We start from the raw sequence: 14,175 nt of genomic DNA on the forward strand, positions 1-14,175 counted from the left end.
TGTTGTGCTGAATACTATTAGCATAATTGTTGTAATAATTACGGAACGTGGGTGAGTAGTCAACAGTGGATACCAGCATCGTCGAAGAACATTCTTCTGATTTTAAGAATGAGAAAGGAACGTTGTTGGTCGTTGATGGCCATTCTCTTGCGTTCCGTGCTTTTTTTGCAGTTTCTGCGGATAATTTTTCTACTCGCTATGGGCAGGCCACCAATTCTGTCTGGGGCTTTATTACTATGCTTTCCCAAGTGGTAAGAAAAGAAAATCCTGACCGTTTAGCTATTGCTTTTGATGTTAAAGGTGGCACTTTTAGAAATAAGATGCTTCCTCAGTATAAGGGTACGCGTGAAGCTGCTCCTCAAGAGCTTCTTTCTCAGCTGCCTCTTATTCAGCAGATGCTACGTTCTCTAGATATTACATATATTGAAAAACCCGGTTATGAGGGTGATGACGTTATTGGAACACTTGCAACAATGGGCGCTGATGCTGGGTATAGAACTTTAGTTCTTTCTGGAGATCGCGACGCATTTCAGCTTATTGACGACAATATTACAGTTCTTTATCCGGGGCAGCATTTCAAAGATTTGAAACAAATGAATGCTGCTGCCGTTTTAGAAAAATATAATGTTACTCCTAAGCAATATCCTGATTTAGCGGCTTTAAGAGGCGAAACTGCAGATAATATTCCTGGTGTTCCCGGTGTTGGAGATGGTTATGCTGCCAAATGGATTAACCAGTTCGGCAGCTTGGAAGATATTATTTCTCATGCAGGTGAGATTACAGGTAAAAAGGGTGAAGCTTTAAGAGAAAATATTGATCAGGTTCGTTTGAACCGTCGAGTTAATGCTTTGGTTCGTGACTTAGATCTTGGTATTAGTGTTGATAATTTGCGTTTTGGTGAAGATATTAATGCTAAGAAATTAGGAGAGTTGTTATCTCAACTTGAGTTTGGTGAATTAAAAAAGCGTAAGATTCTTAAAGCTTTTAGTCGTACAAATCAGCAATTGCTTGATGACAATATGCGAATTATGCTTTCTTCAACGTATGAAGGAAATGTCGAAATAGAGCATACCAACCGCGGCGAGCAATCAACTTCTGATGCTGAAAATCTTCAAGACGTATTAAAAAATACTAAAGTAAGTCATATTAAATCTTTAGAAGATTTACGCGAGTGGGAAACTAGCGTATCTACTTTCCTAGAAGAAGACAATAGTAACGAGGAAGAAAATACTGACGTAGAAAAAACGAAAGATTCTTCGCAATCTGATTCCTCTGTAGATGCAGAAAAACTTATTGATAATGAGCAGAAATGTGCAGATTTAATATTAAACAATCGCGAATTAGTTGTTTATGCTCATGAAAGTAGCTGCCAGTCAAAGCATCGTTTTGGTTTAAAAGCAGACTGTTTATTGATGCTTGTTAGGGGTAGAGCAGCACTAATTTATGCTTCAGACTTGCGTGTAGAGACAAACTCCTTACTCGAATCTTTAAGGGAATTTTTGCAAAAATATGCTTCTTCAATAGTTTTGCACGACTATAAAAAGCATTTAGGATTGTTGTCATCTTTGGAATTAGTTGATTCCGATAATCCGAGTATTACTCCTCTTCTTGATACAAGATTGGCTTCATATTTGCTTGAGCCTGATTTTCGTGCTGAAACGCTTGAAAATATGGCAGAACATTATTTAGATATTTCGAGCGATGATGAAGATTTGGATAATCAGGAAGCTAAGCAGGGTGAGCTTGATCTTTTACTTGATGATTCACTAGCTTTAGATGAAGCTAAAGCAAGCGAAGAAGAAACGCAAAAGTTTGAAGATAAAATTTTAAGAACTGCTGTTCTTACACGTCTTTTAGCTATTCAATTTGCGCCAAAATTGGATTCTAGAAAACAAACAGGTTTGATGTCGAACTTGGAAATGCCTATTTCAAGAGTTTTGCGAGGACTAGAAGATGTTGGTGCTGCTGTAGATATGCAGCGTTTAAGTAGCATGTTCCAGCAATTTTCTTCCGATGCTGAATTTGCCCAGAATATGGCTTGGCAGGCTGCGGGAAATCGTGTGAATTTGCAAAGTCCTAAGCAATTGCAGCAAATACTGTTTGATCATTTTGCTCTTAAACCAACTAGGCGTACAAAAAACGGTTCTTACACTACTAATGCTGAAGCATTGCAAGCAATGTATGCGAAACTTGATCCTGAAGAACCTGCAAGCCAATTTTTAGGGGCTCTTCTTAGTCATCGTGAGAAAAATAAGTTAAAGCAAATAGTGCAAAGCTTAATTGATGCTGCTCATTATGATGATAAACGTATTCATACAAGATTTGAGCAGACTATTGCTGCAACAGGCAGATTAAGTTCTGCGGATCCGAATTTGCAAAATATTCCTAATCGTAATGCTGCTGGCCGTGAAATTCGTGCAGCGTTTGTTCCAGGTGAAGATTTCGAATATTTAATGAGCTGTGATTATTCTCAAGTTGAGTTGCGTATTATGGCTCATGCTTCTCATGATGAAACTCTTATTGAAGCGTTCTGCTCTGGTGTAGATTTTCATAAATATGTGGCAAGCCTGGTTTATCAAATACCTGTAAATCAAGTTAGTAGTGACCAGCGTTCTCACGTAAAAGCTATGAGCTACGGTTTGGCATACGGATTGAGTACTTATGGTTTGGCAAAACAACTTTCTATTACACCGTCTGCTGCCGAAGTGTTGAAAAATAAGTATTTTGATACTTTTGGAAAAGTTCATGATTACCTGGAGTCTTTGGTTTTGAAAGCTAAAGAACTTGGGTATACAGAAACAATGTTTGGTAGGCGTAGATATTTCCCACAGTTATCGTCAAATAATCGTGCAGCTCGCGAAGCTGCAGAACGTGGAGCTTTAAATGCTCCAATTCAAGGAACTGCAGCCGATATTATGAAGCTTGCAATGATACGTGTTGATAAAGGATTGCGAAATTCTAAAATGCGCAGCCGCGTAATTTTACAAATTCACGATGAATTAATTTTGGAAATTGCGCACGGAGAAAAAGATAGTGTAGAAAATATTGTGCGAGAAGCTATGGAGCATGCAGTTAATTTAGATGTCCCGCTTAATGTGTCAACTGGCGTTGGTGTTGATTGGCAATTAGCAGCTCATTAGATTTGCATATATTTGAATAAATTTGTATAAATTTTCATCTTTTTTCAAATAAAAGCAACATAGCGTGAAAAGTGCGCAAATATATGAGATACTTATATTATGCATATAAGACCAGGTTCCATGTATCCGCTTGGTGCCAGTTATGACGGCGCCGGCGTTAATTTTGCGCTGTTTTCCGAAGTTGCAAAGCGCGTTGAATTATGCTTGTTTGACGAGAATGATAATGAAACACGTATTGATATGACCGAACAGAACTCATACGTTTGGCACAATTATGTATCAGGTATTCAGCCTGGCCAACGTTATGGGTATCGTGTTCATGGTCCTTACGATCCTTCGCACGGATTGTGGTGCAATCCGCATAAGCTTCTTTTAGATCCGTATGCAAAAGCAATTGAAGGCAATATTGACGGTGATGAAAGCCTGTTTTCTTACTGGTTTGATAATCCGGATGATATTTCTGCAATGAATACTTTGGATTCTGCAGACCATACGATGAAAGCTGCAGTTATTAACCCATACTTTGATTGGGGTAATGATCAGCATCCTATGATTCCGTACCATGATTCTGTTATTTATGAGGCTCATGTTCGCGGTATGACTAATCTTGATAGTCGTGTTCCTGCAGATATTCGCGGAACCTATGCTGGTCTTGCTCACCCAAGCGTTATTTCTTATTTAAAGAAGCTTGGTGTTACTGCAATTGAGCTTATGCCAATTCATCAGTTTGTAAATGATTCATTCTTACAAAATAAGGGATTGAGCAACTATTGGGGTTACAATACCATCGGTTTCTTTGCTCCGCAAAATTCTTACTCAAGTTCTGGTCAGCGCGGTGAGCAGGTTAATGAGTTTAAGTCAATGGTTAAGGCTTATCATGCTGCTGGAATGGAAGTTATTCTTGACGTAGTTTATAACCACACTGCTGAAGGCAATGACCGTGGTCCTACTTTGAGTTTCCGTGGTATTGATAATCGCGCATATTATCGTCTTGTAGACAACGATCAGCGTCATTATTTTGATACTACTGGTACTGGTAATTCTTTGCTTATGCGTTCTCCGAAAGCATTGCGATTGATTACGGATAGCTTGCGTTATTGGGTTACCGAAATGCACGTTGATGGTTTCCGCTTCGACTTAGCTGCAACTCTTGCTCGTCAGTTCCAAGAAGTAGATAAACTTTCTGCATTCTTCGACATTATTGAGCAAGACCCTATTATCTCTAGCGTAAAACTTATTGCAGAGCCTTGGGATATTGGTGTTGGAGGTTACCAGGTTGGCGGATTCCCTCCAAGCTGGTCCGAATGGAATGGCAGGTATAGGGATTGCGTTCGTGATTTTTGGCGTTCGCAGCCTTCTACTTTGCCTGAATTTGCAAGTAGGCTTATGGGAAGCTCTGATTTGTATGAGCAAAATGGACGTAAGCCTGTTGCTTCTGTGAACTTCATTACAGCTCATGACGGCTTTACTATGAACGATTTAGTAAGCTATAACGAAAAACATAATGAGGCGAATAAAGAAGGAAATAACGACGGCGCAAACGACAATCGTTCTTGGAATTGCGGTGTAGAAGGTCCTACAAGTATTCACGATGTAAATGAGCTGCGCGAGAGGCAAATGCGTAACCTGTTCTCAACATTGCTTATGAGTCAGGGTATTCCTATGATTTGCGCAGGCGACGAAGTGATGCGTACACAGCACGGCAATAATAATGCTTACTGCCAAGATAACGCTATTTCTTGGATGAGCTGGGATTATAACGAAACTCAGCGTGATATGTTTGATTTCGTTTCCAAGCTTATTCATCTGCGTCTTCATCACCCTGTTTTGCATCGCCGTCGCTTCTTTACTGGGCGTTCAAACGATGATGACGTTTATGATATTCCACAGGTTGAATGGCTTGATCATAACGGAACTGTTATGGACATGGAAGATTGGTCAAATACTCACGCGCTTTCCGTGATGATTTATTTGAATGGCTCCGACATTCCAGAAACAGACTGGTATGGAACAAGAATGGTTGATAATGACTTTATTCTTATATTTAATGCTCATTATGAACCTATTACTTTTACATTGCCAGACAAGCGTTATGGTGAAAAGTGGAAGCTTATTGTAGACACTTATAATCCAAAAGGCCCTGAGCTTTTATATGAGGCAGGATTTAATATTGTGGCTCAATCTCGCAGCTTCTTGTTGCTTATGAGCGAGCACAAGCCGGAGCATTAATAAGAGTCTAATAAAAAATATTTTAATCGCAAATAATTTTATAATTTCATAAGATTGAAGCAGCGTAGGGAATTTAGTTTCCTGCGCTGCTATTTGCTATAATAGCCTGATTAATTTTTGATTGAAGACGGTCAGTTTGCATAGCTGCAACTTGCCTTGAAAAAACAATAATCCATCCTAGAAATAGTAGGCAAGATAATGCTTCAACATTAGTAAGAGTATTGTGACCGTGCATCCACTGATTTCCTGCCCAAGCTGTAAGAACAACAGCTAAATCAGAAGCTACGTAGAATGTGCGAGAAAGGCGAGGGGCTAACCAAGGCAAGCATACAAGCATTGTGCAAATTAATCCAGTTACGCCTCTAGCACACAGGTCATGAAGAAAAGGATGAGGAGTATATCGGAAAGTTCCTATGCCAATAAAAGCAATACCGCCTAAAATAAGCAAAGTAGCCATAATAGTTGTGCGAGTTTTGAAATGACGCGTACGCTCTTCATTATTGTGCTGCAATATTTCGCGTTGGGTTGCAACAAATTCTGTAACAGCAAAGTAGCTTGTTATGATAATACAAATTCCAGATAGTACAAGCGTTGCATTAAACATGCTGGCTGCAAAAGTGGTTCTGTCGCCAAGCTGGGAAAAATTATTGTTATACCAGTAAGGATCATCCGTGGTAAGACCTGCAGTTGCAGCGCCTGAAATAACGAATAGAGGAAGCAGGGAAGCTACGGTTTTAGCTTCAAGAAGCTCAGCTTGAATAAGTGTTGCGTAACCAACAATTCCAGATAATGCTGAGCATAATACCGGCAAATAATTGTTCATTGCAGATTTGCCAATAATACTGTTGATGATGGAAAGCAAAGCAAAAGACATAAGAAACATTGTCGCGCCATAAATTGTAGAAAGCGCTGTAATTTCAAAAGTATGTTTTACTATGCGAATCAGATGGTGTCCGGTAAATTTTTTATTAGTACGCAAATATCCAATAATAAAAGCGCCAATGCTGCACAAAGCCACAATTCCTGAGGCTGTAAGGAAAAGTCTTTGGCTAATTTGCCAAAATGCTGGCATAAGCAACATGTACATGGACATAATAACCATTGCGAATGATGCGCATACAAGAAATGCTATTAATCCCATTGCTTCAGTTCGCTGGAAACGTCCCATATTTTAGCCCCTTTATCTTGTAACTAATTACATTGTACAGTTTGCACTAAAGTCAAGCACGTGTAAAAATTTTATACACGCCACGTGTGTCGAAAATTTGCATTTGTCGGCAAAGTGCGCTATTGTATTTGATTGTGCTTGGAGCTGGTTAACAGTTCAAAAGCCTCGGGGTGTAGCGCAGTTTGGTAGCGCGCCTGCTTTGGGAGCAGGATGTCGCAGGTTCGAATCCTGTCACCCCGACTTTTTTATATCTAGTGAAATATTTTAGTCTGATTGCAAATTATCAGTTCACATATCAGTACATATTAATAGATAGTATTCATAGTATGAGCGATATTAACGATACTGTGGATTGTGCTACTTGTTGGGAAGCACCGTATTCTAATCATCAATTAAAAGCTTGTGTTGAAGTTCCTGGTAGTAAATCCTTGTCAAATCGTTATTTAATATTGGCTGCAATAGGTACAAAACCTGTAGTTTTACAAGGATTATTGCGCTCTAGAGACACTGAGCTTATGATTAACGCTTTATCTGTATTCGGCGTTAAATGTGAATCACTAAATGAAGAGGGCACAAAACTGCGTGTAATTCCGCCAGAAGACGGAATTTTTAGAGTTGAGGATAATGCTGAAGTATATTGCGGACTAGCGGGAACTGTAATGCGTTTTGTGTCTGCTCTAGCATTGTTTGCAAATAAACCCGTGCGATTTGATGGAGATAAGCAAGCCTATGTTCGCCCTATGAAGCCGGTACTTGATGCTTTAGAACAGCTTGGTGCTCATGTTGAGTATCACGGCGAAACTGGTTTTTTGCCGTACACTATTATCCCTCCTAAATCAGTAGAACTTAAAACTCGAAATGTGGAAAATATTGTTTGCATTGATTCCTCTGCATCATCGCAATTCATTTCAGCATTATTGCTAATTGGTTCTCGCATACATAACGGTTTGTATATTGAACATATTGGTAAAAATTTGCCGAGCATGCCGCATATTTTAATGACAATAGATGATGTGAAAAAGGCTGGTGGCACAGTCCAAATGATAGAGCCTATTAGTTGGGCTGTTTTGGAATCAAAATTAGTTTTGCCAAATACTGTCGTTGTTGAACCAGATTTGTCTAATGCTGCGCCATTTTTAGGGGCTGCTTTAATCTCAGGAGGCATAGTTAGAGTTCCAAACTGGCCTAAGCGCACGACTCAACCTGGCGGATTGTTGCCGGCAATACTTGAACGTATGGGTGCTGTTGTTAATTTTGAAGAGGATGATACAAACACTGGGTCTGGAGTTCTTTGTGTAGAAGGAAATGGTCGTATTCATGCAATTCCTTCTTTAGATTTAAGTAAAGCGGGGGAGATTGCTCCAAGCATTGCAGCTATTCTTGCTTTTGCGGACGGAGTAAGTCAGTTGCATGGTATTGCTCATTTACGTGGCCATGAAACTAATCGTTTAGAAGCTTTAGTTAAAGAATTGAATAGAGTCGGTATTGGTGCTAAAGAGCTTGAAGATGGCATCAGTATTGAGCCAAGTGATTATGTGCATGGGGAAGTTATGGAAACCTATGCAGATCATCGCATGGCAACGTTTGCTGCAATGCTTGGATTGCGCATAGAAAATGTTAGAGTCAAAAACATTGCCACAACTAGAAAAACAATCCCAGATTTTCCAGGAATGTGGCATAAAATGCTTGAATAATAAATAATCCCGAGCCTTTTTGACCCGGGATTATTCGTATCTATTTATTTGTTTGTTCTACGCTGTTAAGCGCCAACGATTTAGTGCTTGAACTTGTTACCGTAGGTATCTTCACCAGCTTCAGCAATAGCTGCAGCCTTGCGTGCAATAGCCAACTCTTCGTTCGTTGGAATTACAGCAATAATCACAGAGCTGTCTGGAGTGGAAATAACGCGTGGCTCCTTAGAGCGAACCAAGTTCTTTTCCTTGTCGAGCTTAACACCGAATGGCTCAAGCTTTTCGCATACGCGAGCGCGCACGATTTCGTCGTTTTCACCAACGCCTGCTGTGAATGTAATGACGTCAACGCCACCCATTTGAGCAGTGTAGTTACCAATGTAGCCAACAATACGGTGTACGTATACGCCGAGAGCAAGCTTAGCGTTTTCGTCGCCTTCTGCGATGAGATTGTGAATATCACGCAAATCGCCGTGGCCAGTCATGCCTGTCATGCCGGAACGCTTGTTGAAGAGAGTATCAAGTTCGTCCACGTTCATGTGAGCGTTACGAATAAGGTGGAAGACTACTGCTGGATCAATATCGCCAGTGCGTCCGCCCATCATCAAGCCTTCGAGTGGGGTTAAGCCCATAGAAGTTTCAACTGGCTTGCCAGAAATCTGGGCAGAAGCAGAAGCACCGTTACCAATGTGCAAAACAATCTGCTTCAAACCTTCTGCAGGCTTACCAACAACGCTTGGAACAACAGAGCCAATGTATTCGTGAGAAGTGCCGTGGGCGCCGTAGCGACGAATATGATAGCGGTCTGCAATTTCCTTATTTAAAGCATAAGTTGCTGCAACCTGTGGAAGATCATGGAAGAAGGAAGAATCGAATACCATAATCTGTGGAACGTCTGGCAAAAGTTCAGTCATGACTTCAGCGCCAACAGCCTCTGGGCCGTTGTGAAGTGGAGCCAAAACTGCCAAATCCTTAACCTTATTGATTGTCTTCTCATTGACTAATGCAGGCTTAGGGAAAGTCAAGCCACCCTGAACAACGCGGTGTCCAACTGCCACAATACCAGACTCGGAAAGCTTTGGACCGTATTCTTCGAAGAAACCGAGTACGCGCTTTAAGCCCTGCTCGTGGTCATGAACTGGCTCATCGAACTCATGCTTTTCGCCATTGAATACGTGCTTGTAGTGGCCGTCAACTGGCTCGCCAATCTTCTCAACGATACCGGAAGCGATGCCTTCACCGCTTTCCAAGTCAACGAGCTGATACTTAATCGAACTGGAACCAGAATTGATAACAAGAACGGTTTTTGCCATGTGGGCATCCTCCATAAAGTATTGATAAGGCTTGTAAATTGCCACGCTCTAGTTTACCGTTAAGTTCCTACAATACGGAGAGTTATTTTGTGTCATAACAATCTAAAATATGTGAAGAACATTAACAGCTTATTTTTTATTTATTTTATAGCTTTCTGCACAAAATTTTATTCTCGCTGAGCTTCAATAGCTGTTAAAGCAACAGTATTAATAATATCTTGTACTAAAGCTCCTCGAGATAAATCGTTTACAGGCCTATTTAGACCTTGTAAAATAGGGCCAACTGCTAGTGCTCCGCTGGAGCGTTGCACTGCTTTATACGCAATATTTCCTGCGCATAAATCAGGGAACACAAATACATTCACGTGACCTGCAATAGGATTATCTTTTGCTTTTGCTGCAGCAACTGTAGGAGACCAAGCTGCATCAAACTGAATAGAACCAACTACGGCTAAATCTGGAGCTTTTTCTTTTACTATTCGCGTTGCTTCTTCTACAGTGTCAACATCTGGGCCCTTACCAGATCCTAACGTTGAATAAGAAAGCATTCCAACTTTAGGATCTAGTCCGAATGCTTCAGAAGTATTCGCAGACTGAATCGCAATATCTGCCAGCTGTTCTGCGTTCGGGTTTGTGTTAATAGCACAATCTGCAAATACAGCTACGTGATCTTTAAAACACATAAGAAATGCGCCAGAAACCAGCTTGGAACCGGGTTTTGTTTTTATTACTTGTAATGCTGGTCGCACAGTATTTGCAGTGGAATTAACAGATCCAGACACAAGACCATCTGCTTGTCCAAGTACAACCAGCATAGTGCCAAAATAGCTTGCGTCGCTAAGTTGTTCTCTCGCTTGTGATTCAGTCATTCCTTTCTTTGCTCTTAATTCGCAAAGTTTTGTAATCATATGGCTAAGCATTGCTTCATCACTCATAGATTGGAAACTTGCTTTGCAAACTGAATTAAGATTTAATTCTTCAGCACGCTTCAATATTGATTCGCGCTCTCCAACAATAATAAGATTCACAATATCTCGTTCAAGCAAGTAATCTGCCGCTTTTAATATGCGATCTTCTTCTCCTTCTGGAAGAACAATTGTTTTCTTCTGTTCTTTTGCTTTTCCTAAAAGACTGTATTGAAAAGCGTATGGGGTAGTTGGAGCATTGAATGGCTGGTGCAGCGCATTAAGAATATCTTTTTCTCTAATGCAGTTTACGAATATTTCTAACGAACTATTTTTGTTTTCTTCGTTTATTTGAGGCAGCACCCATAATGGTGTTTGGCTTACTCGAGTTTCTTTTTCGCTAGAATTTGCGCAATTTCTAGCTGTGTAATCTTTCATTACTTCAGCTCCAAGTTCCTCAGAACAGTCAGTAACAAAAACGCCCAAAATTTGCGTGCAAGCCTTCATAATACAAGCGTTGGCAGTATTAATAGTTTGTAAGATTTGCTCTGAGCTTCGTCCCTTTGCGCAAACGGTTAGAAAAACAGGCGAAGCTAAGTCTGCTGCAACAGTTGCGTCAAAAGCAAATAAATCTGGATCATATACAGGGCTTGCGTCGCTTGAAACAATAACAGAAGCTTGGGCGGATGTTGATTGTAGTACTTCATTGTATTTTGCAACAATATCTCCGCGCACTGTGTCTTTATTTGTTCTGACTATTTCTGGAGTGGATGCAATAACTTGTTCTACTTTCGCTGAAGTATTTGCAATACCCAAAAGTTGTTTAGTGAAAGCGTCATTGGCTTGAGCGCATGGGCGAAAAATAGTAGTGCTGTAGTTGTTAGACAGAATATGTGTTATTCCGAGTGCAACAGCGTTTCTGCCGTACATATCTTCGTTGCCAATAATTGTTACATTAATATGTGACACGATGCGTTCTCCTTTGATACTATTCGTGTTGTGCTGTTAGGTTTCATATTGTAAAAATTAAATTACTTAAGTTTTGCAATATAGCCAAGCTTGTTCTATTGTACGGCTTTTTGTTTTTATACACGCACATAGTAGTAATTCTGCAATATAAATTTTGATTCGTTTTTTTTTATTTAGTTTACATGCAAATTTATTTTTATATACAAAACGGGAGTCAACCTTTCGATTGACTCCCGAAATGTTTTTAGCTAACCAGTTTTAGCTTTATGAGCTTAAAACTACTCGTTATCGCCAGCGGTTGCAGCGGTAGCGGTGACAGCGCCTGGCTTGTCGGTCTTAACGCCTGGCCATACCCAATCGGTGTAATCTGGGTGATCAAGACCCTTGTCGACTGCATACTGGAAGGCTTCGAGGCGGAAGTCCTCGAGCTTCTTGATTTCGTCGGCATACTTGGCGGCGTCAACCATACGCAAAGCTTCAGCGGTAAGCTCGTAACGATCCATGTCGTTCACGCGAACCATGTCGTATGGCGTGGTGGTGGAGCCCTGCTCCTTGTAGCCATGGACGTTGAAGTTGTCGTGGTTTGGACGATCGTAAATCAAGCCGCGAACGTCATGTGCATAGGAGTGATAAGCGAAGAGGACTGGCTTGTCAGCGGTGAAGAGATCGGTGAACTCTTCGTCAGTCAAAGCTTCGTTGTTTTCCTTAGCGGACTGCAACTTGAGCAAGTCAACAACGTTAACAACCTTGAACTTAACGCCAAGCTTGTTCAACTTGTCGGCAGCGGCCATCAATTCCTGCTGTGGAACATCGCCAACACCAGCGAGAACAACCTGAACTTCGTCGTTGTTCTTAGCGTTGGAAGCCCACTTCCACTCTGCAGCGCCCTTCTCGAGCTCTTCGCGAGCTTCATCGAGGGTCAACCAAGTGGCGGCTGGCTGCTTACCAGCGAAGATGGCGTTAATCATGTTGGTGGACTTGTAAGCCTTCTCGGCAACAGCAAGCAACATGTTGGAATCCACTGGGAAGTAGATGCCGATTACGTGATCGTTGTTGAAGGTCTTGTTCAAGAGCACGGAGGTTACGCCTGGATCCTGGTGCGAGAAGCCGTTGTGATCCTGACGCCATACGTGAGAGGATACCAACAAGTTCACGGAGGAGATTGGCTTACGCCATGGAATCTCGCGAACGGTAGCCTCAAGCCACTTTGCGTGCTGGTTCAACATGGAGTCGATAACGTGTACGAAGGACTCGTAAGAGCTCCAGATGCCGTGACGACCGGTGAGCAAGTAACCCTCGAGGAAACCTTCCATCTGGTGCTCGGAAAGCTGCTCGGTGACCTGGCCGGTAACAGCCATGTGCTCATCGACTAAGCCAGAAAGGTAGCCAGCATCCCACTGCTTGTTGGTTACTTCGTAAGCAGCCTGCAAACGGTTGGAAGCGGTCTCATCTGGGCCGAAGATACGGAAGGAATCTGGGTTGTTCTTGATGATGTCACGAGTGTAAACACCAAGGCGACGGGTAGCTTCGAGCTGACCCCAGCCGTGACCGAATTCCTTAACTTCCTTGACTTCGTAATCATCGAGCTTTGGAAGCTTCAAATCTTCACGAATACGACCACCGTTTGCGTTTGGATTTTCGCCAATACGGAGTTCGCCCTTTGGCATGAAGGAAAGAACGTCTTCCTTCACAGCGCCCTTTTCGTCGAAGAGCTCTTCAGGCTTGTAGGACTTCATCCAGTTCTTCAAAACCTCGAAGTGAGCTTCGGTATCGCGAGCGGAAGCCAGTGGAACCTGGTGTGCACGCCAAGAGCCTTCGGTCTTCTTGCCGTCGATGAACTTCGGGCAAGTCCAACCCTTTGGAGTGCGGAAGATAATCATTGGGTAGTAAGGGCGAGTTACGTCGTTAGTCTGAGCCTCAGCCTTAATATCGCAAATCTCGTCGAAGATGGTTTCGAACATATCGGCGAAGCGACGGTGAATGGACATGTGATCCTCATCATCGAAGCCAGCAACGAACTCGTATGGCTCGTAGCCCATGCCGTGGAAGAACTCATGAAGCTCTTCGTCGGAAATGCGGGAAAGAATAGTTGGGTTAGCAATCTTATAACCGTTCAAGTGCAAGATTGGAAGCACGATACCGTCGGTACGTGGGTTCACAAGCTTGTTGGACTGCCAACCGGTGGCCAAAGGACCAGTTTCAGCTTCGCCATCGCCGACGATTGCTGGAACGAACAAGCTTGGGTTGTTCATAACAGCGCCGTAAGCGTGGGAGAGTGCATAACCAAGCTCGCCACCTTCGTGGATGGAGCCTGGGGTTTCAGGAGCGAAGTGAGAAGGAATACCGCCTGGGTAAGAGAACTGGCGGAAGAACTTCTGCAAACCAGCTTCGTCCTTTGTAATCTTTGGATAGTACTCAGTGTAAGTACCGTCGAGGTAGGACTGAGCAGTACCAGCTGGGCCGCCGTGGCCTGGACCCATGATAATCACGGTATTCTGCTGGTGGTCAGCAATGAAACGGTTGATGTGGCCAATAAGGAAGTTAAGACCTGGAGTGGTGCCCCAGTGGCCCACCAGACGATGCTTAACATCTTCGCGAGTGAACGGCTCCTTCATTAGAGGGTTGCTACGAAGATAAATTTGGCCGATTGCAAGGTAGTTGGCAACACGCCAGTACTTGTCTACGCCTTCGATAGCTGCCTCGGAAACTGGAGCGTTGAGCTTCTTCCAAGGTGTGCCAATAACAGGACTCGTCATGTGT

At 42.3% G+C, this 14,175-nt stretch carries 7 protein-coding genes and 1 tRNA gene; 4 read left to right on the forward strand and 4 right to left on the reverse strand.

Annotation, left to right across the window (positions count from 1 at the left end; genetic code table 11):
• Positions 1 to 65 precede the first annotated feature (65 nt).
• Both polA and glgX read left to right on the forward strand, forming a co-directional pair.
• On the forward strand, positions 66 to 3,140 hold the full coding sequence (polA, locus tag HXT33_RS02910) for a DNA polymerase I (protein WP_421787512.1): 3,075 nt from the start codon (positions 66 to 68) through the stop codon (positions 3,138 to 3,140).
• A gap of 99 nt (positions 3,141 to 3,239) precedes the next feature.
• Positions 3,240 to 5,369: a glycogen debranching protein GlgX gene (gene glgX / locus HXT33_RS02915; protein WP_421787514.1), complete on the forward strand. Its 2,130-nt coding sequence runs from the start codon at positions 3,240 to 3,242 to the stop codon at positions 5,367 to 5,369.
• A 73-nt stretch (positions 5,370 to 5,442) separates the two neighbouring features.
• On the opposite strand, the gene HXT33_RS02920 is transcribed toward glgX, so the two are convergent.
• The gene (locus HXT33_RS02920) at positions 5,443 to 6,537 is read right to left on the reverse strand and encodes a hypothetical protein (protein WP_004135993.1); all 1,095 of its coding nucleotides are present in this window, start codon (positions 6,535 to 6,537) and stop codon (positions 5,443 to 5,445) included.
• A gap of 166 nt (positions 6,538 to 6,703) precedes the next feature.
• On the opposite strand from HXT33_RS02920, the gene HXT33_RS02925 reads away from it, so the two are divergent.
• Positions 6,704 to 6,777: transfer RNA gene (locus HXT33_RS02925), tRNA-Pro, on the forward strand.
• A gap of 86 nt (positions 6,778 to 6,863) precedes the next feature.
• Entirely contained in the window at positions 6,864 to 8,231 is a 1,368-nt protein-coding gene (gene aroA, locus HXT33_RS02930; RefSeq protein WP_421787516.1) for a 3-phosphoshikimate 1-carboxyvinyltransferase, read from the forward strand.
• An 80-nt stretch (positions 8,232 to 8,311) separates the two neighbouring features.
• On the opposite strand, the gene HXT33_RS02935 is transcribed toward aroA, so the two are convergent.
• The 3 genes from HXT33_RS02935 to HXT33_RS02945 form a co-directional block, all read right to left on the reverse strand.
• The gene (locus tag HXT33_RS02935) at positions 8,312 to 9,541 is read right to left on the reverse strand and encodes an acetate/propionate family kinase (RefSeq protein WP_004135997.1); all 1,230 of its coding nucleotides are present in this window, start codon (positions 9,539 to 9,541) and stop codon (positions 8,312 to 8,314) included.
• Positions 9,542 to 9,708: 167 nt separating this feature from the next.
• Positions 9,709 to 11,415, reverse strand: a complete 1,707-nt coding sequence (pta, locus tag HXT33_RS02940) for a phosphate acetyltransferase (protein ID WP_421787518.1) — start codon at positions 11,413 to 11,415, stop codon at positions 9,709 to 9,711.
• 278 nt (positions 11,416 to 11,693) lie between these two features.
• Positions 11,694 to 14,171 (reverse strand): phosphoketolase, encoded by a 2,478-nt coding sequence (locus HXT33_RS02945; protein WP_004128025.1) that lies wholly within the window; start codon positions 14,169 to 14,171, stop codon positions 11,694 to 11,696.
• Between the last annotated feature and the right edge of the window lie 4 nt (positions 14,172 to 14,175).

The organism is Gardnerella sp. DNF00753, from assembly GCF_049244275.1.
Lineage (GTDB): Bacteria > Actinomycetota > Actinomycetes > Actinomycetales > Bifidobacteriaceae > Bifidobacterium > Bifidobacterium greenwoodii.

Excerpts from the sequence above, each read along its gene's own strand:
- HXT33_RS02945 (WP_004128025.1), bottom strand. The coding sequence starts at position 14,171 with ATGACGAGTCCTGTTATTGGCACACCTTGGAAGAAGCTCAACGCTCCA.
- HXT33_RS02935 (WP_004135997.1), bottom strand. The coding sequence starts at position 9,541 with ATGGCAAAAACCGTTCTTGTTATCAATTCTGGTTCCAGTTCGATTAAG.
- HXT33_RS02920 (WP_004135993.1), bottom strand. The coding sequence starts at position 6,537 with ATGGGACGTTTCCAGCGAACTGAAGCAATGGGATTAATAGCATTTCTT.
- aroA (WP_421787516.1), top strand. The coding sequence starts at position 6,864 with ATGAGCGATATTAACGATACTGTGGATTGTGCTACTTGTTGGGAAGCA.
- glgX (WP_421787514.1), top strand. The coding sequence starts at position 3,240 with ATGCATATAAGACCAGGTTCCATGTATCCGCTTGGTGCCAGTTATGAC.